The sequence below is a fragment of the Desulfitobacterium sp. LBE genome, from assembly GCF_007830365.1.
Taxonomy (GTDB): domain Bacteria; phylum Bacillota; class Desulfitobacteriia; order Desulfitobacteriales; family Desulfitobacteriaceae; genus Desulfitobacterium; species Desulfitobacterium hafniense.
Map to the genome: position 1 here is coordinate 4,521,581 of NZ_VLKD01000001.1, position 24,036 is coordinate 4,545,616.

General features: G+C 47.0%; 15 protein-coding genes. 14 read left to right on the forward strand and 1 reads right to left on the reverse strand.

Features of this window, described 5'->3' with window-relative positions; translation table 11 throughout:
- Positions 1-32 precede the first annotated feature (32 nt).
- The 3 genes from DESLBE_RS21300 (at position 33) to holA (ending at position 4,502) form a co-directional block, all read left to right on the forward strand.
- The gene (locus DESLBE_RS21300) at positions 33-686 is read left to right on the forward strand and encodes a helix-hairpin-helix domain-containing protein (RefSeq protein WP_005816508.1); all 654 of its coding nucleotides are present in this window, start codon (positions 33-35) and stop codon (positions 684-686) included.
- Entirely contained in the window at positions 683-3,301 is a 2,619-nt protein-coding gene (locus DESLBE_RS21305) for a ComEC/Rec2 family competence protein (RefSeq protein ID WP_144678160.1), read from the forward strand. Before DESLBE_RS21300 ends, DESLBE_RS21305 begins: the two co-directional genes overlap by 4 nt.
- 202 nt (positions 3,302-3,503) lie before the next feature.
- The gene (gene holA, locus DESLBE_RS21310; RefSeq protein WP_018305635.1) at positions 3,504-4,502 is read left to right on the forward strand and encodes a DNA polymerase III subunit delta; all 999 of its coding nucleotides are present in this window, start codon (positions 3,504-3,506) and stop codon (positions 4,500-4,502) included.
- A 100-nt stretch (positions 4,503-4,602) separates the two neighbouring features.
- Here the strand turns inward: holA and rpsT are convergent, their stop codons facing one another.
- Complete coding sequence (rpsT, locus tag DESLBE_RS21315) at positions 4,603-4,875, reverse strand: 30S ribosomal protein S20 (RefSeq protein ID WP_005816503.1); 273 nt, start codon at positions 4,873-4,875, stop codon at positions 4,603-4,605.
- A 181-nt stretch (positions 4,876-5,056) separates the two neighbouring features.
- Here rpsT and DESLBE_RS21320 point away from each other — a divergent pair, with 181 nt between their 5' ends.
- From DESLBE_RS21320 to DESLBE_RS21370, 11 genes are all read left to right on the forward strand, one after another.
- A complete protein-coding gene (locus DESLBE_RS21320) occupies positions 5,057-5,389 on the forward strand; it encodes a phage holin family protein (protein ID WP_015945164.1) in 333 nt (110 codons plus the stop codon).
- A gap of 75 nt (positions 5,390-5,464) precedes the next feature.
- On the forward strand, positions 5,465-6,547 hold the full coding sequence (locus tag DESLBE_RS21325) for a stage II sporulation protein P (RefSeq protein ID WP_011460881.1): 1,083 nt from the start codon (positions 5,465-5,467) through the stop codon (positions 6,545-6,547).
- 59 nt (positions 6,548-6,606) lie between these two features.
- On the forward strand, positions 6,607-8,172 hold the full coding sequence (gene murJ / locus DESLBE_RS21330; protein ID WP_144678161.1) for a murein biosynthesis integral membrane protein MurJ: 1,566 nt from the start codon (positions 6,607-6,609) through the stop codon (positions 8,170-8,172).
- Between the two features lie 8 nt (positions 8,173-8,180).
- Complete coding sequence (locus DESLBE_RS21335; RefSeq protein WP_015945161.1) at positions 8,181-9,782, forward strand: sensor histidine kinase; 1,602 nt, start codon at positions 8,181-8,183, stop codon at positions 9,780-9,782.
- A complete protein-coding gene (locus tag DESLBE_RS21340) occupies positions 9,779-10,504 on the forward strand; it encodes a response regulator (protein ID WP_005816493.1) in 726 nt (241 codons plus the stop codon). The genes DESLBE_RS21335 and DESLBE_RS21340 overlap by 4 nt, the downstream gene beginning before the upstream one ends.
- Before the next feature lie 182 nt (positions 10,505-10,686).
- Positions 10,687-12,483 (forward strand): flavocytochrome c, encoded by a 1,797-nt coding sequence (locus DESLBE_RS21345; RefSeq protein WP_015945160.1) that lies wholly within the window; start codon positions 10,687-10,689, stop codon positions 12,481-12,483.
- A 112-nt stretch (positions 12,484-12,595) separates the two neighbouring features.
- Complete coding sequence (locus DESLBE_RS21350) at positions 12,596-13,648, forward strand: phosphodiester glycosidase family protein (protein WP_005816491.1); 1,053 nt, start codon at positions 12,596-12,598, stop codon at positions 13,646-13,648.
- Between the two features lie 199 nt (positions 13,649-13,847).
- A complete protein-coding gene (gene lepA / locus DESLBE_RS21355; RefSeq protein WP_144678162.1) occupies positions 13,848-15,653 on the forward strand; it encodes a translation elongation factor 4 in 1,806 nt (601 codons plus the stop codon).
- 220 nt (positions 15,654-15,873) lie between these two features.
- Complete coding sequence (hemW, locus tag DESLBE_RS21360) at positions 15,874-17,019, forward strand: radical SAM family heme chaperone HemW (protein WP_144678163.1); 1,146 nt, start codon at positions 15,874-15,876, stop codon at positions 17,017-17,019.
- A gap of 87 nt (positions 17,020-17,106) precedes the next feature.
- Complete coding sequence (locus tag DESLBE_RS21365) at positions 17,107-18,156, forward strand: response regulator (protein WP_144678164.1); 1,050 nt, start codon at positions 17,107-17,109, stop codon at positions 18,154-18,156.
- 465 nt (positions 18,157-18,621) lie between these two features.
- Entirely contained in the window at positions 18,622-23,685 is a 5,064-nt protein-coding gene (locus DESLBE_RS21370) for a cell wall-binding repeat-containing protein (RefSeq protein WP_144678165.1), read from the forward strand.
- Positions 23,686-24,036 lie beyond the last annotated feature (351 nt).

Here is a 24,036-nt window from a genome sequence, read left to right on the forward strand (position 1 = left end):
AAATGTGGAGAAAACCCCATATTGTTTAGGGGATGATGAGTAACTCTGAGGATTATGGGGTGATTTTGTTGGAGCGCAAGATCCGTTACTTTTGGTGGGGAGTCTTAGGTCTTTTGATCGTGGCAGCGGTCTGGAAATTTATCCTGCCTCACAATTCGGCCATAATGGTGGAGAAGGCGGTTGAAAATCGGGAAATCATCGTTTACGTGTCCGGGGCGGTGGAAAAGCCCGGGTTGGTTCATTTGCCGGTGAATGCCCGTTTACATGACGCTTTGCAGCAGGTTGGCCCTTTGCCTGAAGCGAACATCGATCAGATTAACCCTGCGGAGAAGCTAAAGGACGGCCAGAAGATCATTGTGCCATATAAGCCGGTGCCGCAACCGCAACCTCAGCCTGCTCTGGCAGCCGCCGGGTCCCAGGGAGAGTCCCAGGGGCAGACAGCCACAGTCACCCCTAACCTGGGTGCAGCTGCCCCATCACGCTCCTCTAATTTAATCAATATCAATACAGCCGATGCCGCCGAATTGGATAAGCTGCCGGGGATTGGACCTGCGCTTGCTGAACGGATTATTCAATATCGGATGGAGCATGGTCTTTTTCTTCAGCCTGAGGATTTGAAAAAGGTTTCCGGTATTGGGAATAAGACCTATGCCAAGATGGCTGATATGGTCACGGTGGGGCCATGAGGGATCCCTGGATTAGACGCTTAACCGCCTTGCTTATGGGTGGTCTGATAGGAGTTTACACCCCAGAACCCATGTGGTGGATTGTTCTGGGGATTTTTCTATGGGTGCTGCTGCGCATCCTCTTCTGGAGACCCCGGGATTTCTTCGGCCCTGAGTTACGGCCTGAAATCCTCATCCTCTGTGCCAGTATTCTGGTGGGATTTGGATTTGGACAGACGGGAAAACTGGCATTGGCTCCGCCCCTTACTGTGAGCCATGTTCAGGTTGCGGGTAAGTTGCAGGATTGGTCTCTTCATGAAGAGGGAGCGGTGGGATTATTCGAAATTCTGGGACCTGTCGATGTTCCGGAACCCGGGGACTTTTTTAAGAAAAAATACCGTCTGCGGGTTTATTTTGATGCTGAGGGAAATCTTCCGGCGGGGTGGGATCTTGTCCGACCGGGAGATACGCTGGCATTTACGGCCAAGATCGAGCAGCCCAAGCCTCCGGGAACTCAGGGTCAGTTTGATTATCCCCTGTATAACGCTGTCCGTGGCCTTTCGGGATGGATTACAGCCCAAGGTGAGGTAGAGATACTGAGGACCGGCACTGCTGGCTTAAGCTGGCGGGTTCGGAATCATGTGCAGAAGCTCTTGGTAGACTATCCTCAAGCCCAGACCAGCCTGCTGGAAGGAATTTTGTTCGGGGATACAAGCAGGATACCGGAGGAAGCCTTGGAAAGTTATCGGATTACAGGAGTCTATCATGTCTTTTCGGCATCCGGTTCCAATGTGGCCTTTCTCCTGCTCCTTTGCTGGAACTTTTTGTTTTTTCTGCCCCGTTTGTGGCGGTTGGGAATAACCCTTGCCCTCTTGGTTTTTTATGCCCTGCTCTGTGGAGGTAATCCGCCGATTCTGCGGGCAACGATCATGGCGGTCTTTGTTTTATTAGGAAGATTGGGGAAGGGGAGAGAAGCTGGAAGAGGAAATAGTTGCAGGAGCCTCTTGCTTGCTGCCTTCCTGCTCTTTATGTGGCAGCCATTAATTCTCAAAGATATAGGGTTTCAACTTTCCTTTATGGCCACCTGGGGAATACTTGTCTTAAGTGCTGACCTGAAGAAAATGCCATGGGTCAGGGATTGGCCCAAGTCGATTAAGAGTGCTTTTTCTATGACCTGTGCCGCTCAGGCTGCTACCCTGCCTCTGATGATAAGCGCCTTTCACCGCTTATCCATTATCGGAGTTCTGGCCAATCTGTTGGCCTTGTTTGTATTGGGAAGTATTTTTGAACTGGGAATTCTCGCTGTTTTTCTCTCCTTCATTCCTCAGATTGCCCTGCCCTTATTTCAGGTCAGCCTTTGGCTTTTAACTGGGGTAAGTGAATTTCTTATGCAGCTGGCCCGGATTCCCTGGGCGGATGTTTGGGTGGTGAATCCCGGACCTCTCTTTTGGGTATGTTGGTATGGCTGGTTTCTCGTACTTCTTGTGGGGAAGGAAAAGGTTGGCTTTATGATCAGGATGGGGCTGGGGAATTTGTACCGGGTTGGCCAGCCTTGGATTATACGAGGGGTTGCTTTGATGAGGCCGCTTGGAGCAGCCCTGCAAAAGGTAATGCCCCAAAGTGAGAGATGGTGGTCAAAATGCCAAGAATTCATCAAGCGGAATAGGAAGGGCCAGGAGAGTTTCTGGGCCGGGTGGGCAAAGCTGGGGATTAAAGGGGAAAGAGTTCTGGCCGTGGTTCTCCTGCTGCTTTTCTTATGGAGTCCCTGGCATGCACCGGGTGTTCTTCAAGTGACTTTCATTGATGTGGGGCAGGGGGATTGCATTCTCATTGAGACGCCTGAAGAAATCCGGATTATGGTGGATACAGGGCCTAAGACCAGTACCTTTGACGCAGGAGAGCGGGTTATTGTGCCTTATCTCCTGCAGCGAGGGATCAAGCGCCTGGATGCCCTTATTCTGACCCATCCCCATGGGGATCACGTAGGTGGGGCCGGGGCAATTCTTGAGACTATCCCCGTGGGCTGGGTCGGGATTCCTGAGGATGGGTTGGACTGGCTGAACTATGACTCCTTTGGGGAGGGCCAGGCGGAAGATAGTTCTCAGAATAGTTGGGGAGAAGGCGGGCCGGACCGGGAGCTTATCAAGATGCTGGAAAAGATGCCCCTGGAAAGGTTGTCCCGTGGCGATCAATTGACTTTGGATTCCCAGATTACGCTCACTGTGATCGCCCCTGGTGAAGTATTGAGGGGGACCAAGTCTGATGAGAATAATAATTGCCTTGTTTTGCGTTTGGAAAACCAAGCAGGACAAAGTGTGCTCTTAACGGGAGATATGGAAGAAGAGCAGATGGAAGAAATTTATGGCTCAGGGCTGAGCTATGAAGCAGACGTGTTCAAAATCCCTCACCATGGCAGCCGTTATTCTTTAATGACGGATATGCTGGCTCAAATCAATCCCCAAGCGGTGGTGATTCCCGTAGGGAAGAACTCTTTTGGTCATCCCAGCCCACAAGTTCTGGAGTACTGGAGTGAGCGGCAGGTTCCGATTTATAGAACGGATGAGGACGGGACCATTCAGATAAAGCTTGATGGGACATCTGTGGAGGTTATCACCGGCAGGAGTAGGATAAATTGAAGAAACACTTTTAAAAGCACAGCTAAAAATTAAATTTAAAAAAATTATACATATAAATGTATAAAACTTAACGGGGTGGTAAGAATAGGAAGGAACATCTCTTTTCTCCTCCTCTTTCTTTTGCCCCTTCAGTTTTGGAGGGGTCTTTTCTTTTGCTTTCCTGCCTCTCCTTGGTTACAATAAGAGGGTGGGAGGGGCTGTTATGTGGGAAATAGATCAAGTTCGGCAAGGAATTGTCAAGAATCAAATTCCTTCCGTCAATCTTTGGTATGGTGAGGAGCGGTTTTTTATTCAAGAAGCTCTTCAATTATTAAAGAATAGTTATCTTGCCCAAGACCCATCGGGCAGTGGCATAGAAATTCTATCTGGAAAAAGTACCGGACCGGAGCAGATTGTGGAAATCGCCAATACGGTCTCTTTTTTTGGCGGCAAACTGATTATCGTTGAAGATATCCCCTATTTTCAAGATGGTCAAGGGGATGCTTTGGAACCTTTTTTCGCTTATTTTGAAAATCCCAATCCAGGGACTTGTCTTGTTTTCCTTGCCCAAAGTGTGAATCGTGGGCGTAAGTTCTTTAAAGCTATCGAGAAAAAGGGGTCAATCCTGGAATTCGGCAGCCCCAAGCGACAGCAGGAATGGAGTGCTTGGCTGGATCGGGAATTGGCTGCCCGGGGAAAAACCATGAAGCCCCAAGTCAAGGCTCTTTTTCTGGAGTGGGGAGGACATCAGGTAGGGGCCTTAAGTCAGGAGTTGGATAAGCTCGCTTTATTTGTGGAGGGCAAAGAAATCCGGACAGAAGATGTCAGGAGTTTGGTTCCCCAGGCGGTGGAGGCCACTGTCTTTGAACTCTTGGATGCTGTAGCGGCCCGCTCCGCGAAGGAAGCGGTGCAAAAGCTTCAACAAGTGCTGCGCCAGGAACATTCCTTAAAAGTCCTGACTCTATTATCCCGTCAGGTTCGCCTGCTCCTCGGGGCACGAGCGATGCGGCAACAGGGAAGAGGTGTGGAAGAAGCTCCCCGACTCCTGGGTATTAAGCCTTATGAAGCCCAAAAAATATGGCAGAAAGCGGCCCAATTGACCTGGGAGCAATTATCCTGGGCCCTAAGAGAATGTCTGGAAACGGATGTGGCCATCAAGACCGGAAAAGGGGAGCCTGAGTTTCTGCTGGAGCTGATGGTGGTTAAATTTTGTGAGATGTAAGCAATATAAGAAGAGCGTGTCGCTCTGTGTTCATAATATAAACACAGAGCGACACGCTCTTTCTATGTCGTTTTAATTATTCCTATTGTGTATAGACGACTTAGCCCACCTGCGCAAATTGCTTCGCATAACGCTTGGTTAAGCGGGACTTCTTGCGAGCAGCCGTGTTTTTGTGCACTAAACCTTTGGAAGAAGCTTTATCCAAAGCGCGGGTAGCTTTATTTAACGCAAGTTTTGCGGTTTCGGCGTCCGTGCTTAAAGACTCTTCAAAACGACGAATCGTTGTGCGTAAAGTTGATTTGGCAGCCGCATTTTTAATGGTGCGGACTTTAGCGATTTCAACTCTTTTGATTGCGGACTTAATATTTGGCACTTTTGGTCACCCCCTTTGGATCGAATCTTTCCATCAGATTACGCAAAGACTATTTTATCATTGAATCCTAAAATTTACAAGGATTAATGCAGGATAAATAATATTTATAAAATTGTTCAGACTATAAAGGATGTATTTAGGCTAAATGCCTAGAATTCAATTTGAAATGGAGGAACAACCTATGTTAGGAATGATTGTCCGCTTTCTTGTTTCAGCCGTAGTCCTTCTCTTAGTCAGCTACTTAGTACCCGGTCTCAAAGTCGCCGGCTTTACCGGGGCACTCATTGCGGCCGTTGTCATTGCTGTCTTGGGATATGTAGTGGAGCTGGCCTTTGGCCGGGATAAAGTCACCCGTGTGCATCGGGGAGTTGTCGGCTTTTTAGTATCGGCTGTCGTGATTTATGTCAGCCAGTTTATTGTACCCGGCTCGATTCAAGTCAGCATCATTGGCGCTCTTCTGGCATCTCTGGTCATCGGAATTGTTGATGCCTTTGTACCTACTGAACTGCGCTAAATAAATGCATAAAAGGTTCTAAGAAGAACTTGTCCCTCATATTTCTTAGTAAAGAAGGAAAGGGGGACAAGTTTTTTGCTGAAAGAAAATATGTTTTCCACGAAGAAGTGGCGATGGAGTTTTTGGCCCTCGGCCCGCTGGGCTCGCGGTTTTCTTCTTATTTTGCTGACCCTTCTTTTCCTGGGTTTATTCGTTTATGCTTTAGAAGAAGGAACGTCCCGTCAATTGGTCCGTGTTATGGCCCAGCAAAGCTTCCCCTTCGAAGCTCTTATACTGGAAGGAATCCCCGGCTATTCCCAGCCGGAAAGGGAGCATCTTAATCAGATTAGAACTCAAGGGGTCTCCTTAGGGACATTTTTATTGACTGGAGTCAATATCGCCGATGCCCGCACCTATTTCTTCAGCTATTTCACACCCCCGCCAGGGGGGCCGGCCTGGATCGGTTGGGCCTATAATCCCGGGGACCCGGAGTATGAAGGAGAAATACCTGAATTGGAGGAGATTCCCCTTACCCCATCCCCTGTACCGCCAGAGCATGAAGAACCGGCCCTGCCACTGGATGATGAGGTGCTTGTTGGCATCTACCATACTCACAATTCGGAAAGCTATGCCGGCGACGGGGGAGGGGAACGGGATGATAAGGGGGACGGAGAGATAGTCCGCGTAGGGGAAACGTTAAAGGAATCTCTGGAGAAGCATGGCATTCGGACTGTTCAGGCTTTGGATATTCATGATGTTGAGGATTTTAATAAAGCTTACAGCAAGTCTCTGTATACAGCCGCAGCTTTGGTTAAGAACTACCCCTCCATGAAACTCCTCTTGGATCTGCATCGGGACGGGCTGCCTCCGGGAGTCAATAAAGGCACAGTGATGATTCAAGGTAAAGAAGTTGCCCGAGTCATGATCGTCATTGGTCAGAAAAATCCCCATTGGGAAACCAATGAAGCCATCGCTGAAGAGCTGATTGCTTTTGCGGAAGAGAACTACCCGGGATTATTTATTCCCCGCATTACCTATGCCTCGGATGCCCGCTATAATCAGCATTTGCTGGATGGAGCCATTCTGTTTGAAATCGGCAGTCAGCTGAACACCTTTGCAGAAGCGCAAGGGACGGCAGAAGTCTTGGGAAGTCTATTGGCGGATTGGCTGAAAGAATGATATAATTCCATAGTTAGAGAATTTTAGCATCAAGATGAGAGGCAAAAGGGGACGAAATTATGTCAGGTACGCGGACGGTAGCTATGGCGGCCGGACTCTTAATGCTTACACAGCTTGCATCAAGGATTCTGGGCTTCTTAAGAGAATCCTTGATGGCGAATTTCTATGGAAAAACGGGAGTGACCGATGCTTACCAAACGGCATTTATTCTTCCGGATTTAATTTATTGGCTTTTAGTAGGCGGAGTTTTAAGCTCTGCCTTTATTCCTGTATTCTCCGAATATATCCATAAAGGAAAGGAAGAGGAAGGATGGCGGGTGGCCAGTTCTTTCATTAATTTGATCCTTTTGCTTTTAAGCGCTTTGGTTATCTTAGCCCTGATCTTTACTCCCTATTTTATTCGTTTGCAGGTTCCCGGATTTACAGCGGAAAACCAAGCTCTGACCGTCCTGCTCACCCGAATTATCTTGATTCAACCCCTGCTCCTGGCTTTAAGCGGAATTACCATGGGAATCTTAAACTCCTATAAGATCTTTTGGCCCAGTGCCTTGGGTACGGTTCTCTATAATGCCAGTGTCATTCTCTTCGGTGTGATTCTGGCCCGACCTGATGAGCCGGAATCCATCTCAGGTTTTGCCATCGGGGTCGTGGTGGGAGCCCTGCTTAACTTTGTGGTGCAGATACCTGCTCTGCGCCGTCAAGGCCTTCGTTATTATCCCATCATTGATTGGCGGCATCCCGGAGTCCGCAAAATAGCGGTTCTGGCCGTTCCGATTATTCTCAGCTATTCCTTGAACCAAATCCAAGTAGTAGTGAACTCGAACTTAGGATCTCACCTTATCGAAGGCAGCTTGACGGCGGTGTGGTATTCTTACCGTTTATACCAGCTGCCGGTGGGCATTTTTGCTCTGGCTATTGCCGTCGCTGTGTTTCCGACCTTAAACGAACATGCTGCCCTGAATAAGTGGAAGGATTTTGTTCTGACTTCATCCCTTGCTGTGCGTATGGTGATTTTTATTACCTTGCCTATTTCTATAGGCATGATTGTTCTGCGCTATCCTTTGATCCGGGTGCTCTTTGAGCATGGGGCATTTACCCCCACTGACACCTTCGCTACGGCTATTCCGCTTTTGTATTTTGCCGTGGGGATCTCGGCCCAATCTGTGATTCAAATTCTGCCGCGGATGTTTTATGCCCTTCAGGATACCTGGACTCCGGTGGTCATCGGCATTATCTCCATGCTGGCCAATGTGGCGTTCATGTTTCTCCTGGTCAAACCCTTGCAGACTGGGGGATTGGCTTTTGCCACGTCCTTAGCTGCTGTACTTAATGCGATTCTGCTTCTTTACCTCCTGCGCAAGCGCTTAAAATCCATTGACGGCCGGAGAATGTTTGCAACTACTCTTAAGACTTTAGCAGCTTCCGGTGTGATGGGACTGGCAGTCTGGTTTGGGGGGCAGTGGCTGACCTCTCTTGTCGGAGTAGGGAAATTGGCTTCCATCTTTGTCCTGCTGGCGGGTACGTTGCTGGGCGCTCTCATTTTTGCCGCCGTAACCAAGGTCATGGGTATGGAAGAGTTTGAACAGACCCTTGGTCTATTTCAGAAACGTTTCAGGAGAGGGTAATTCTCACCATGAAAAAGCCTAGGCGTTATCTTAGTCTGGAAAAAACAATACTAATATTAATCTGCTTAGTGGTGTTCCTATCTTTATTGGTTACGAATATTTTGGTAAGCGAAGAAGTAGCCACTGCCACGGAAAAAAATATTGCCAGTCGGGCGGTGAATATATCCCGGATCGTGGCCCATTCACCGATTGTAATTGATGGCCTCAGTGGCCGGCGGGATAAAAGGGAGATTCAGACCTATGCCGGTGAATTGATGGACTTGACTAAGGTAAACTATATTGTGGTCATGGACATGAAAGGTATCCGAGTATCCCACCCCAATGTCAATGAACTGGGAAAACCCTTTATGGGGGGAGATGAAGGAACGGTTCTGCAGGGCAAGGAACATATTTCCACAGCTAAGGGAACCTTGGGTTTATCTATGCGGGCCTTCTCTCCCGTATTTGATGAAGAGGGTGAGCAAATAGGCGCCGTCGCTGTAGGTATTCTTATGAATACTGTGGAAGAGGCTGTGCGGGAAAGCCGGTCAAGGACCTATTTCGGTATGGGTTTAGGGTTTATTGTAGGGATCCTGGGGGCAATCTTTTTGGCCAAGCGTATCAAGAAAATTATGTTTGGGCTGGAACCCTTTGCAATCGCCCGAATCCTCCAGGAGCGCAGTGCTATGCTGGAGTCGGTGAGGGAAGGGATTGTGGCTATCGATGCCGAGGGAAAGGTCACTTTAACCAACGCTGAAGCGGCACGTCTTATGAGCCTGGCGGGAATCGGTGATGTCAAAGAGATGGATAGTGAGATGATTCCTGATTCGGTATTTAAACGCGTTCTTGATAAAGGTGAGCCGGTGCTGGATTTAGAATATGATGTCAGGGGAGTTACCCTTCTTACCAACACGGTCCCCTTAAAAGTCGATGGGGAAATTGTGGGCGCTGTCTCAACGTTTCGGGACAAAACAGAAATTAGGCAATTGGGAGAAGAGCTGTCCGGAGTAAAGGTTTATGCGGAGGCCTTAAGGGCTCAGACCCATGAATTTATGAATAAAATTCATGTGATTCTCGGTTTGGTTCATATGAAGAAATATGAACAACTAGGGCCTTATGTAAGTCAGATCGCCCATCAATATCAGACCAAGGGCGGGCCAATCGTCCGCAATATCCGTGATCCAATCCTGGCGGGATTTATCCAGGCTAAAATGAGTAATGCCAGGGAAAACGGCTGTGAACTGGTGCTTAATGAAGAGAGCTATTGCCCCCAGGCCAAGGATTCGTCTATGGTTCATGACCTGGTAACCATTATTGGCAATCTTTTAACCAATTCCTTTGAGGCGGTGAAGGAGAAGGACACTAACGAAGTGGAACTCAGCCTTGTTTATGGTGAAGGGGAATTGCTCATCCGGGTCGCAGACCAGGGATCAGGAATTCCCGCTCAGGTCATGAAGAATATGTTTGTTAAAGGCTATTCCACTAAATCCAATGGCCGCGGTTTTGGGTTGTTTTTGGTTCAGAAGAGTGTGGAACAGCGCAAAGGGCGGATGCAAATTGATTCAGGGGATAATAAAGGCACCACGTTTGAAATATTTTTACCTTATGACCCTTTGGAGGAGACGCTATGATTAAAGTGCTGATTATAGAAGATGATCCCATGGTCGCTGAACTCAATCGTTATTATCTGGAACAAATCGGAGGATTTCAACTGGTTGCCAGTGCCGGAACGGCAGCAGATGCCTTGAAGGTGCTAAAAAAGAAAAAAGTTGACTTGATCCTTCTGGATATTTTTATGCCCGGCATTAATGGTCTGGAATTTCTCACTCAACTTCGCAAAAGCGAGATAGAATCTGATGTCATTATTGTGTCGGCATCCACGGATAGCCAAAGCATTCGGAAGGCCCTGCAACATGGTGCGGTGGATTATCTGATTAAGCCCTTTGAGTATGAGCGTTTTCGGGATGCGCTCAATGTTTATAAAAAAAGAGAACTGCTTATGAAGAACAAGCAAACGCTCAGTCAGAAGGATTTGGATAAGCAGATTTTTAATATGGAAGAGGAAGAGACGGTTGATAAAAAATCTGATCTGCCTAAGGGGATTAGCGGCGATACCTTGAAATTGGTCTGGGATCATATCCTGGCAACTCAGGGTACAGCCTTTACTACAGAAGAAATGGCCTTGCGGGTGGGAATTTCCCGTGTTTCCATGAGTAAATATATAGGCTTTTTACGTGAGCAAGAGGTTGTGAATACAGAGATCAGTTATGGAGCTGTAGGGAGACCGGTAAATTATCATCGGCTCAATCAGTTGAAAGTAAAGGGCTTTAAAAAGTATTTAAAAGAGATTTAATAGAAGTGCCGGGGTGAATGCCTCGGCATTCACTTTCATAAATTACATAACGCTTTATAAACTTACATAAACTGTTCAGTTTCTTGTGAAAGACTTATTATGAACAAAAGAGAAGGTTCAATAGATTGACAAAGGGCTACTGAACTTCCCGACTAAAACTAAAAAAGGAGAGGAAAAGGAGTATGAAAAAGATTAGTGCGTTGATTCTTGCTCTCTTAATGGTCGTTGGTCCTATCACTGGCTGCGGTACAGAATCGGCAGTCAATGAAACGCCTGGAACAAGTACACCTGCCGTACAAGACAAAAGTACCGATATCGTGGTCATTGGTGCCGGTGGAGCAGGAATGACAGCAGCCATTCAAGCGGTCCAGGATGGTGCGAAGAATGTGGTTCTTGTCGAAAAAATGCCTATTACAGGCGGAAACAGTGTCCGTTCTACAGGCGGTTTAAATGCAGCTCCTACAAAATATCAAGAAAGAGATGGCATCAAAGACTCCATCGAGCTTTTTGTGGAAGATACCATGAAGGGCGGACATAATCTTAATGATGAATCACTGGTCAGAACTTTGGCTGAAAACTCCGCTGCCGCGGTAGACTGGGTCAACGACATTGGCGGCGATTTAAGCGTGGTCGGTATGTTTGGCGGGGCCAGTGTAAAACGGATTCACCGTCCTTCGGATACAAGCGCTGTCGGTCCTATGCTCGTTACTACCTTAAACAATAAAGTTGAGGAATTAGGTATTCCTGTTCTTCTTAACACGAAAGCTGAAGAAATTCTTGTGGATGCTAATGGAGCAGTAACCGGAGTCAAAGTAACCGGTGAAGAAGGAACCTACACCATCAAGACCAAAGCTGTGGTCCTGGCTACCGGCGGCTTTGGTGCCAATGCCGAAATGGTCACGAAGTACAAGCCAGCCTTGGCAGGGTTCGCTACAACCAACCATAAAGGGGCCACTGGGGACGGAATCGTTATGGCCGAAAAAATCGGTGCTGGCTTCGTCGATATGGAGCAAATTCAAACTCATCCCACCGTAAATCCTACGGATCAAACGATGTACACTGAAGGGGTTCGCGGTAATGGTGCAATCCTCGTGAATAAGGAAGGAAAACGTTTTATCAATGAATTAGAAACTCGTGATGTGGTTTCCGAAGCCATCTTGAAACAAACAGAGGGTCAAGCTTATCTATTATTTGATCAAGAGGTTCGTGAAAGCTTAAAAGCTATCGAATCTTATATCAAGGGTGGAATCATTGTTGAAGCCGACACGATTGAGGGTCTGGCTGAACAAATCGGCGTTGACCCGGCTAATTTGAAAGAAACTATGGAGAAATATGCCGGATATCAAGCTTCCGGCAGCGACCCGGATTTTGGACGGGCCAGTATGGAATTCCCTCTTACCCAATCTAAATACTATGCCGGCTTATGTGCTCCTGCCGTTCATCACACTATGGGTGGGGTGAAGATCAACACGGAAGCTCAAGTGCTCAATACAGACGGCAATCCTATTCCGGGACTCTTTGCCGGTGGTGAAATCACCGGTGGAGTTCATGGTGGAAACCGCCTTGGCGGCAATGCTGTTGCCGATATCGTCATCTTTGGCCGTATCGCCGGATCGGCTGCTCATGCTTATGTCATGGAAAACGGCGGAACCACGGAACCCACCATTCAGGCAGCAGCTAAACCGGCTGAAGCAAAACCGGAAGTCGAAGCCAACTACAAAGATGGCACCTATACCGGCGTCGGTCAAGGTAAAGGCGGCGAGATTAAGGTAGAAGTCGTGGTTAAAGACGGAGAAGTGATTAAAGTAACCCTGAAAGATCATGCCGAAACCCCCGGTATATTCGAGAACGCTGAAGAGGGCGTGGTGGGAGAAATCATCCGCAAGCAAATCACGGAAGTGGATGCTGTCGGTGGCGCCACCATGACCAGTGAGGGAATCAAAGCGGCAGTAGCTCAAGCTTTGGAAGCAGCGAAATAATTAGGCTATGGGGCAGATCTCTGGTATAATAAAATACAAAGTCCAGTGTTATTATGTCGATTAACTTCATAGAAATTAAGAAGGAGCAAGTCATTGCTTCTTCTTTCTCTTCATGGGGGTGTTGAAAATCAGAGCAGAGTACGAACAATCAGCTGCACAAGCCGGTCAAAAAAAGAAAAGGTCAATCATCTTTATTCTCTTGAAAGCCGTTTTGGGATTCCTGATCCTGTGTCTTCTCGGTATGGCTCTTGCCTTTCTCCTGATTTTTCACGGGCCTTTAACAGGGCTTAAGGAGCTTTATGTAACAACGGCTATGACCACATATAGCCACCAATATTTAGCGACCTGGTTTGTCAGTGAAGAAGAGATTAATAGGATTATGGAGAAAAACAAAGTTTCAGAGCCCAAAGTCAATACGGATGAAAAAGCTGTGAATGTTCTCAAGCCGATCATCGAGGAAAAACCGGCCCTTGAACTGGTAGAGGTTTCCGGAAAAGGTTTTCAGGGATACCTTTTGAAAGTAGGCAATCCTCAGCGGGTCCGTTTAGCCGCCACAGATCAATTAGGGGATCGAGGGTTAAAGGTCTCTGAATTTGTGGAGAATAATCATGCAGTAGCCGGGATTAATGCCGGGGGATTTGCGGATCCTGGAGGAGTGAGCTTTGGGGGGACACCCACAGGAATTCTCATCACTGAAGGAAAGATCATTCACAAGGATAATTGGGAGACTTATAGTTTAATTGGGATAACTAAACATGATGTCTTGGTTGTAGGCCGCTATACTTTGGAACAGATTGAAGAACTGGGCATCCGGGACGCCGTATCCTTCGGCCCCGCTCTTATCGTTAATGGTGAACCCATGATTACCTATGGAGATGGTGGCTGGGGGATTGCTCCAAGGACTGCTATTGGTCAGACACATGATGGGACCATCCTTCTTCTCGTCATCGATGGCAGGCAGTTAGGAAGCCTTGGCGCGACCTTAAAGGACGTTCAGGATATTCTTATCGAACATGGCGCGGTTAATGGGGCGAATTTAGATGGAGGCTCATCGTCTACTTTAGTTTATGAGGGAGAAGTAAAGAACAAGCCCAGCAGCCCTTACGGCCCTCGGGAAGTCCCCACCGCTTTTATCGTTCTGCCGGAATCCCGCCTTGCGGAGTAGGAGCTGTTCAATAGGGGAGAAAGGGTTGAAGAAAAGGACGCTTCAGTAAGTCTGGGGCGAACTTTTTTATTGAACTCCTCTTTCTATTCTTGCTCAAACAAATAATTGGCGGTATAATATTTGTTTAGAATGGATCCTGAAAAAAGACTCGTTTTTTCTGATACGAAACTGGATTTTGTTGAAATGAGGGGTAAAAACTGTGGCACAGGCCTCACAACGTATACGCAACTTTTCAATTATTGCTCATATTGACCATGGTAAATCTACACTTGCCGACCGTTTGATCGAATATACAGGTGCTCTCAGCAAGCGGGAAATGGAAGCCCAGGTCCTGGACAATATGGATCTGGAGCGGGAGCGGGGAATTACCATTAAATTGCAGACCGTTCGTTTGCAATACCCTGCCAAGGATGGACAAACTTATGAATTGAATTTGATCGATACCCCGGGTCATGTTGACTTCACTTATGAAGTATCCCGTAGTTTGGCAGCCTGTGAAGGAGCCTTACTGATTGTGGACGCGGCTCAGGGGATTGAAGCACAGACCTTGGCCAATGTTTACTTGGCCTTGGAAAATAATCTGGAGATTATTCCCGTCATCAATAAGATCGATCTGCCCAGTGCTGAACCGGAGCGGGTTAAGCAGGAGATCGAGGATGTGATTGGCTTGGATGCCAGTGAAGCCATCCTGGCTTCTGCCAAAACGGGAATTGGGATTGAAGATATCCTGGAAGCCGTCGTTGCCAAGGTGCCCCCGCCTCAGGGGGATGACAATACTCCTTTAAAGGCCTTGATATTTGACTCCTATTTCGATGCTTATAAGGGGGCCATATCCTATGTCCGGGTTATGGAAGGACGGGTGGCCAAGGGAACTCAGATCAAGATGATGTCTTCGGGGAAAGTGTTTGATGTGACAGAAGTAGGGATGTTTACGCCGGCTTTAAGAATCGTCGATGAAATCAAGGCCGGTCAGGTAGGCTATATTGCGGCCAGCATCAAGAACGTAAGGGATACTCAGGTGGGGGACACTATCACCGATGCTGAGAACGCAGCCCTCTATCCTCTTCCGGGCTATCGCAAGGCCACACCCATGGTCTTCTGCGGTCTCTATCCTGTGGATTCCAGTGATTACGGACGGTTGAAGGATGCCCTGGAGAAGCTTCATCTCAATGATTCCAGCTTGGTTTTTGAACCGGAGACCTCCAGCGCGTTGGGCTTTGGTTACCGCTGCGGCTTCCTGGGACTTTTGCATATGGATGTCATTCAGGAGCGTCTGGAGCGGGAATATGATTTGAATCTGATTACCACGGCTCCCAGCGTGGTCTATAAGGTAAATAAAACCGATGGAGAGGTTTTAAGTATTGATAATCCCTCCAATCTTCCCAAGGTCGATGAGATTGAGACCATTGAAGAGCCCATCGTCAAAGCCAATATTATGGTGCCTTCGGATTTTGTGGGGGCGATCATGGAGCTGAATCAGGAAAAGCGGGGCAATTTCCTCAACATGGATTATCTGTCCGCTAACCGAGTCACTTTGCACTACGAGCTTCCTTTAAGTGAGATTGTCTATGACTATTTTGATCAGCTTAAATCCCGGACCAAGGGCTATGCTTCCCTGGATTATGAATTAGCCGGATACAAAGCGGCTTCCTTGGTTAAGCTGGATGTTCTTCTCAACGGTGAGCTGGTGGATGCCCTTTCCTTTATCGTCCACAAGGAGAAATCCTATGCCCGGGGCCGCCGCTTAGTGGAAAAATTGCGGGGGATCATCCCCCGGCAGATGTTCGAGGTGCCCATTCAAGCGGTGATTGGGCAAAAGGTTGTGGCCAGAGAGACGGTCAAAGCCATGCGCAAGGATGTCCTGGCCAAGTGTTACGGAGGGGACATCTCCCGTAAGCGGAAGCTTCTGGAGAAACAAAAAGAAGGTAAGAAGCGCATGAAGCAAGTGGGAAGCGTGGAAATACCCCAGGATGCCTTTATGGCGGTGCTGAAGATTGACGACTGAATCATGGGTGTGAATCACGGTGAATCATGGGGACAGGTCCCGGTTTACACAGTTTCAGTTTGTGCAGTTTGCATACTTCATACATCACGTGCCGTTTTATGCTGAAATTTAAATACTTGACAAGAAATGGCGAGCTGTCTGTTCCCTTGAGGGCATGGAGTTCGCTGTCTTTTTATCCAAAAGAATTTGGGGAGTGCTCTCCCCGGAAAGGGGTGAGGCCATGCCTTCCCTTTATATCCATGTTCCTTTTTGTGTGCAGAAATGCAATTATTGTGCTTTTTATTCGGAGCCCTGGCAGGAAGTCAAGGCTGAAGCTTATTTAGCAGGCTTAAACCGTGAGGTTGAGCTGAGGCAGGAGATTGGGTTAAGACAACAAGAGGTTCAGGAGGAGATAGAGACCCTTTTCATTGGCGGGGGGACGCCGACGGCTTTGCCGGAAGCGGAACTGGGCGCTCTCTTAACCATCATTCATGGTCAGTTAAGGTTTAAGGATGGGGGGGAAAAAACCATCGAAGCCAATCCTGGTACCCTTACGGCTGAAAAGCTCCGGCTCCTCAGCCGGCAAGGGATCAATCGCATATCTTTAGGAGTTCAATCCCTTAATGACGACTTGTTAAGACAGATCGGCAGAATCCATCGGACTGAGGAGGTTCGGGAGGGGGTGCAGCTGATCAGGGAGGCGGGCTTTAAGAACCTTAATCTGGATTTGATGTTCGGACTGCCAGGGCAGACCCAGGCCGATTGGCGGGATACCATGGAAGAGGCCTTAAGGCTCCGGCCTGAGCATCTCTCTGTTTATGGGCTGATGGTCGAAGAGGGTACCCCGCTGGCCCTGAATTCGGAATCGCTTACGAATTTGCCTGATGATGACAGCCAGGCCGAGATGTACCACTTGGCCCGGGAGATACTGGGCAAGGCGGGATACCGGCATTATGAAGTCTCTAATTACGCCCTCCCGGGTTATGAATGTCAGCATAATCTTGGCTACTGGCACAGGAAGGATTATTTAGGGATAGGGCCAAGTGCCGTATCTTGCCTGAATAACCGCCGTTATCAAAATGTTGAAGACATTCTTCTCTATGCAAAGATGCTGTCTCAAGGGGAACTTCCGGTGGATAGTCAAAAGAATGAATTTCTTTCCCAACATGAGCAAATGGCAGAACTTTTAATACTGGGTCTGCGTCTTAAAGATGGGGTGAATTTGTCCCAGTTCCAAAAAGAGGTCGGCGCGGAGCTTTTTGAGCTTTATCCTGCTGTTTTGGAGCGTTATCTTAAGGCCGGCGTCCTAAAGATCGAAGAGGGCTCCCTTCTCTTGCAACCGGAGTATTGGTTTGTCGCCAATGGGGTGCTGCAGGAATTCGTGTGAACGATAGCTGTTCAGAGGAGAGCAGTAAGGCTTGATTAGGATGAGTCGGTAGATATGGCATGAATATCAGTGTTAAGGGGAGATTTGATGCTGAGGGTGATCTTGGTTGATGATGAGAAACCAGCCCTTGATCTCATGGAGCTTATGCTCAGCAAGAGGATGGATGTAGAAGTCGTCGGGATGTTTCTGAAACCTGCTGAAGTATTGCTGAGTATTGAGACATTGAAACCTGATGTGGTGTATTTGGATATTGATATGCCCGGCATGAATGGCGTGGAACTGGCAATGCAAATTGCTGAGCAAGATGATCAGGTGGCTGTTGTCTTTGTTACTGCCCATGAGCGCTTTGCTTTGGAGGCCTTCAGTGTCCATGCCTTGGATTACATACTGAAGCCCATTGTTGAGGAAAAGCTGGAACGTTCCCTGGGCAGAGTATACAAACTAAAGAGGCTGGGAAAAGGAAAACCTGAGATTGCAGGACCTTCAATCGCCATAAAGATGCTGGGCGGTTTTGAAGTTAAGAGCGGGAGTCAAATACCCATACGCTGGCTGACTGCAAAGGCTGAAGAGCTGTTTGCTTATTTATTGCTTCATGACTGTTCTGTGTCCAAATGGGTGCTGATGGATAGTTTATGGCCAAATACCGAAACTTATAAAGCTGAGCAAAGCCTATATACCACAATATTTCGCTTGAAACAAGCGTTTAAAGAAAATAATTTAGGCTTCACGATTCAAGCCGTCAAAAAGACCTACCGGCTTATCCCGCCCATGGAATGGTATTGGGATGTCAAGGAGCTGCTCAATCCCCAATCCTTTGATAATGAAAGATCTCTGCAAGAAGTTATGAAACTCTACAAAGGGGATTTACTGGCAGGAAAGGATTATTTCTGGTGTTATCAAAAGAGGCAGGAGATAGCTGGTTGTTATCAGAAAATGGCCTTATGCCTTGCTCAGAGCTATTTTTCCCAAAAGCGCTACCGGGAAGGGATCGAGGTGGCGGAAAAGGTCTTACAGCATGCATCCCTTGACGAAGAGTTCGTGGAAAAGCTGGAGGCTTTACAGAAAATGAAGCTGGATCAACGTCTCAAGCGGCGTATTGATAAGCTGCTTAGTAAGATCCTTGCTGAGGAAAGTTAGCCTGAAATAATAATAATAGTTATCGTGTTCAACTGTTCGAAGGATATAATGAATGGCGATATTATTGAAAAGCCGTGTTAATGCTGAATTACCAAAGCATTAAACACGGCTTTTATGCATAATTAGATAAATTCTGTAAGGTTCCATTGCCAATAAAGCAAAAGAGGCAAAAAAATTCTGAGATTATTAGCGATTACTTAGGCCCTGGCCGGGCTTCTCAATACTGGCATATCCGAAAATTCCTATAATAAAAGTTGACTTCTTCTTGGGAAGCATCGGAAAGTGATAAGAATTATAAATATATAATCAATACTATATTTAGAAAAACAGTGTAATGCCTGGTATTCAAGGGTTTCAGGGAGTTTGTGATTGCGTTGAGCTGTAAGGTTTCTGTGAGGAAAAATAGCTTATTATATACAATAGTGTATTATACATAAAACCAAACGAAAGGAGAGGGATTAAGAAGTGAAGAAAAGTAGAAGGAAAATCACCGAGAAACTCAAGCTGTGCCTGGCAGTGCTTCTAACCTTTGCTATGCTGCTCAATGGACCATTTGGAACATTGAGTGTATTAGCGGAAGTGGGCGAAGTTGGGGCCGGTGAGCAGTTAGGGGAAGGTGGGCCACCAGATGGGGAAGGGACAGATATACCAATGGTACCTTTCTCCGAACCCTTAAAAACTACGACACCTTCTGCAATTGAGGTGAGGAACTATATTGAGGGGATTCGCGATCGGGTTACAGTATCTTCTCTGGAAGAAGGGGATATAGTCAAGATCTATCCTTCTGAAGAAAGTAATACTCCAAGTGGTACCGAAGCTGTTAAGGCTGGACAGACTTCTGTAACGATAGAAATAGACCAACTATCCGAGGTTTACGGAGAAATCTATGTTACAGTGACAAGGCCTGGCTATGAAGAAAGTGATAGAGTACTTGCCACGTATCCGGGAGAGCCTATTCCCTGGCTGATCTACGGTCATACGGGGAACTGGGGTGAAGATGTTAAACTACCAAGAACGCCGTTTGATCAAAGTAAAGCTAGCTATCCAGCATATCCTATTGATGCAAATGGTATTAGCGATGATAACCCATTGGGGATAATTTATAATCAGCATATTATTATTAAGGGAAATGGAAGCAGGGTTACATTTTACGGCTATGCTCAAAATGCATATAAAGACTTTATTTTGTTGCCCAGTGAATCCGTGGCGAAGAAAACAATTGAGTTTGATATGGACCTATCCAAGGTTAGTTATCACAGTATGGAAGGCGCAGGTATTTTGCTTAATAGCAAAATAGACGCGGGCAAGCTGTATGGGTATGCGATTCTCTTTACAGGTGCAGTAAAGAGTGACGATAGCGAAGATATAAGCAAAAGAAAAATTCGCTTATTCCAAATAAATGGAGTAAATGTTAATGATTTTTATAATAAGACAGGTACCAGTGGTGGAGGATTTACTACTTTTAGTGAGATTAAAGAGATTGGCAGTGGCGTAGCCCCTGCTGATGGTAATATACACTCGCTGAAACTCGAAATAACTCCAAGTAGCGTTACACTAGAAGATAATGGAACAAAAAAGTTAGACAACATAGTACTAAATACGGTAAGTAAGGCTGGCAACGGATTTGGCTTTATCGCCAGTCATATTGGACATAGATGCCACATGCTCTCTTACTTTGCGATTACCAATGTGTCCATATCTGATGAAGATAACAATTCTTATCCATGGCCAATATTAGACTTATCGGGAATTCCTGGAAACGGTAGTGTCTATCTGACCTATACACCACCGGTGGATGCAGAGGTTGTAGTTCTTCAACAGTCTACAGACGGAACGAATTTCCACAATGTAACCACCAGTTCAGCTATCACACCTGGGACAAGTTTTATAACCGTACCAGATTTAAATAATGGAACGGATTATTATTACAGGCTATTGGTGGGTGGCGGGGACAATGCAGGGATCTCAAATGTTGTTAAAGTTACCCCATCAGCAAGTGCTAATACGCCGCCGGTAGCGAACAATGTGACAATCAATGGAACAGCAAAAGAGGGTCAAGTGCTGACAGGCAGTTACACCTATAGTGATGCACAGAGTGACGAAGAAGGGGCATCGAAGTTTAAATGGTATAGGGGCAGCGCCGGTGATGGCAGTGATAAGGTGCCTATAGAAGGAGCCTTAGCCAAAACCTATACGGCTACCGCAGCGGACATCGGGAAATACCTTTTCTTCGAAGTGACTCCGGTTGCCAAGACAGGGATTCTAACAGGGGCGGCTGTAGTAAGCGCATCAGCGGGGCCTGTTCAATCACCTAATAGCGCTCCAACGGCAACCGATGTAAGTATTAGCGGCAAGACTGAAATCGGTCATAAGCTGAATGGTAATTATACTTATCAGGATGCAGACGTTGATCTGGAAGAAGGAACAACCTTTAAGTGGTATCGTGGCCAAAAGCAGGATGGGAGTGACAAGGTTCTCATTGATGGAGTGACCTCCCAGGATTACACATTAGGCATGGAAGATCAAGGCCGGTACATTTTCTTTGAAGTCACTCCCAGAGCCGAAACCGGAATTCCAAATGGCGATCCTGTGCTCAGCGTACCGGTAGGCCCAGTGACCATGCCCAAATCTATAAATTTAGAGGGAACGGTGACGGATGAGGAGACAGATGAAGAAATAGCAGAAGCTACTGTCATCCTTAAAGATCTCAGCGGCAAGGAAATCGCCAGAACAAAGACAGATCAAAATGGGAAGTACCTATTTTCCAAAGTCTCACTCGGAAAATATAAGATCATCGTGGAAAATCCCCAATACAGCACCAAGACTATAGATGCTGATATCATGCCTAATAGTTCCAGTGGTGTTGTTAAGCCGGATAGCTCCGGTAATTTAACCTTAACTAAAGATGTTGAATTGGTGGATTTCATCATTACTCTCGTTGCCGACCCTAGCAGTATTGTTGGCGATGGGAATACAACCACCACACTCCATGCCCTGATTACCGATAAGGATAATAATCCGATTCCAGGTATTAAAGTAGACTTCAGCGCCCTTGATGGGAATTCCTCCATCGGGAGTTTCCCTGGTGGTTCTGAAGCAACTACGGATCATGAAGGAAAATGCTCTGTAGTTTATAAGTCAGCGAATCTGTCCGGAATTGAAAGTAAAACTGTTATTGTTCGGGCAGAGGTCGACGATGATATAAGAAATCTTCACGCATCCAGTGAAATTATAGTAACCTTTGAGCCCAGCAGCATCCAAGGCATTGTTTTGGATAATGCAACAGGAAAGCCTGTAGCAGGGGCTATCGTGGAGGTAGCAGAAGATTTTGATGGAGATGGCATCGTCGATTTCTACGCTAAAATGATTACCGGGTCTGACGGAAAATACAAAATTGCCGTACCCAAAGAGAATATGGCTTATAATGTGAACATTACAAAGCCTGTAGTTGTGGATGGTATATCATTGGGAGAAGTAATCTTTACTCATACTTGTATTGTCGGTGAGATCACAGGGGCAGCGGAAGAGAGCTTCGATTCTTCCAAGACCATTACCGGGGTAGCGTTGATGAAAGCCCCTGATGGCAGTGCTCAAAGATTAAGTGGCAGCAGCTATGAAATAGAGCTTGTCGACAGCAATCAAAACCCGGTTTCCATTCCTCCCGGTTCCGGTGCACTGACGAACGAGGGAATATTCAAGGCTGATAACCTGGCACCGGGAACCTACACCATCCATTTGAAACATAATGTCGGCGGCACCGGTCAGAAGCTCACCATAGGAAAGGCGGTAGCCACTGTAAACGCAGAAGGAGAGATCGTGATCAGCACGATCCTGATCGACCCTTATGGCACGGTCACGGATCGTGACACAGGGCTGCCCATTAACGGAGTGACTATGGAACTCTACTGGGCGGATACTCAATTGAACAAGGATAACGGTCGTACTCCGGGGGCATTGGTCAATTTGCCGGCAGACTCGGCTGCAACCAATAATAATGCCAATCCTCAGCCTACTTCAAGTGTTGGATTCTATGCCTGGATGGTCATCCCTGATGGAGATTATTACATTATTGCTAAAAGGTCCGGCTACTATACCTTCGACAGCCGTTATGATAAGCGCAATGAAACCATAGGAAACAGCTGGATCAATAACGGCATTATCCATGTGGGAACCGACATTGTTCTTTACGACATTGTCATGGATCCCCGGGACAGGGATAGAGACGGCAGCGGTGGCTCTGCTCCGGTAGGTCCGGTTACTCCCCCGGTCACTCCTCCTGCGGAGAATACCTCTAATATCGTCAACCCTCAAAATCCAGTGCTGGTTGTCCCAGCCGATCAATTGACTAAGAAGGAAATTTTGATCGAGGCGATAAACCAATACAATGAGCAGGAAAAAGCTAAGGCGCAAAAAGAAAACCGTGTACCTCGGCTGATTAGCGTAGATAACTTAAATGAAAGTGCCTACACCATCAGTATCAGCAACCCTTCAATCGCTGATTTTGACGCCAACGGCCGTTTGAATATTTCTGGAAAAGGGCTGTTTACAATCCTGATCAGTGAAAAGGGCACTAATAATGCTTATGAATACCTGATGGTAGCCTCCCAAGGGTTGCAAAGACTTTCCGGAGCGAACCGGGTGGATACCGCTTTAGCCATTGCCCGGGGCAGCTATTACGGTAAAGTAAAAGCCGTGGTTGTAGCCAGATCGGATGAGTTTCCTGATGCCTTAACCGGAAGTGTGCTGGCCTATAAAAAAGAAGCGCCTGTCCTGCTGGTTGGTCACAGTGAAGCCGATTGTGAGAAACTCATAGAATATCTAAAAGGCTATCTGGAGCCTCAAGGAACGGTGTATATCCTGGGAGGGACCAGGGCAGTAAGTCAATATGTGGAAGACAGTGTAAAAGGCAATGGATTCAACAATGTCATCCGTTTGGGCGGGGTGGATCGCTATGGAACGGCTGCCAGGATCTCCGACCATCTGGACGTTACCCAAGGCAGACCGGTGGTCATTGCTTCAGGACAAAGCTTCCCGGATTCCCTGTCTGTAAGCAGTATTGCTGCGGCACAACAATTCCCTCTTCTTATCGTTAACCCCTATTCTATACCCGATGAGATTAAGGAGGAATTACTGCAACTGAACCCCAGTAAGGTGTATATTATTGGCTTACAAGGGGCGGTCAGCGATCGAGTCAAGGATGAAGTGGCACAGCTTACCGGGATAGGACTAGAGAACATCATTCGGATTGGCGGACAGGATCGTTATGCAAGTACCCTGGCCGTTGCTCAATACTTTGATCCAAGTGGTCGGGGAGTCAGCATCGCTACCGGTCGGGATTTCCCGGATGCCTTGGCCGGAAGCGTTTATTCAGCCAGATTGCAGGATCCCCTCATCTTGGTAGAGAAGAGTCTCAGTGCCGACCTTAGAGAGTATCTGAACGTAAGAAAGCCTTCCGATATCGTCATTTTTGGCGGGCAGGGGGCTGTCAGCTCGGCGATCGAAGAAGAACTCAGGGCTCTGGTAAAATAATGCCTTAGCTAAGAACCGATTCGTATTGATTCCCGGCAAATAAGTCATCATGAAAGAGGGGCATCATAAACAAGAACGCTTGTTTATGATGCCCCTCTTGATAAACTTGATTTGCCGGAGGGGATAAGTTTTAGAGAGTAACTCCACTTGATGTGGAAATACACAATTTTTTATTTCGATAAGCGAAGAAATTGAATTCGAATTCAATTTCTTCGCTTATCGAAGTTCGTCATAGAGAGTTCATCTAAAAGTCTCATTGTATAATCCTTCCCAAACCATTTTTTTACCTTGTCTGCTACTTGACAATATAAATAGTGAGAGGTACTATAATATCATAAATCGTTAGCACTC

Coding starts and splice junctions, on each gene's coding strand:
- DESLBE_RS21300 (WP_005816508.1), top strand. CDS start 33: ATGATGAGTAACTCTGAGGATTATGGGGTGATTTTGTTGGAGCGCAAG.
- DESLBE_RS21305 (WP_144678160.1), top strand. CDS start 683: ATGAGGGATCCCTGGATTAGACGCTTAACCGCCTTGCTTATGGGTGGT.
- holA (WP_018305635.1), top strand. CDS start 3,504: ATGTGGGAAATAGATCAAGTTCGGCAAGGAATTGTCAAGAATCAAATT.
- DESLBE_RS21320 (WP_015945164.1), top strand. CDS start 5,057: ATGTTAGGAATGATTGTCCGCTTTCTTGTTTCAGCCGTAGTCCTTCTC.
- murJ (WP_144678161.1), top strand. CDS start 6,607: ATGTCAGGTACGCGGACGGTAGCTATGGCGGCCGGACTCTTAATGCTT.
- DESLBE_RS21335 (WP_015945161.1), top strand. CDS start 8,181: ATGAAAAAGCCTAGGCGTTATCTTAGTCTGGAAAAAACAATACTAATA.
- DESLBE_RS21340 (WP_005816493.1), top strand. CDS start 9,779: ATGATTAAAGTGCTGATTATAGAAGATGATCCCATGGTCGCTGAACTC.
- DESLBE_RS21345 (WP_015945160.1), top strand. CDS start 10,687: ATGAAAAAGATTAGTGCGTTGATTCTTGCTCTCTTAATGGTCGTTGGT.
- DESLBE_RS21350 (WP_005816491.1), top strand. CDS start 12,596: ATGGGGGTGTTGAAAATCAGAGCAGAGTACGAACAATCAGCTGCACAA.
- hemW (WP_144678163.1), top strand. CDS start 15,874: ATGCCTTCCCTTTATATCCATGTTCCTTTTTGTGTGCAGAAATGCAAT.
- DESLBE_RS21365 (WP_144678164.1), top strand. CDS start 17,107: ATGCTGAGGGTGATCTTGGTTGATGATGAGAAACCAGCCCTTGATCTC.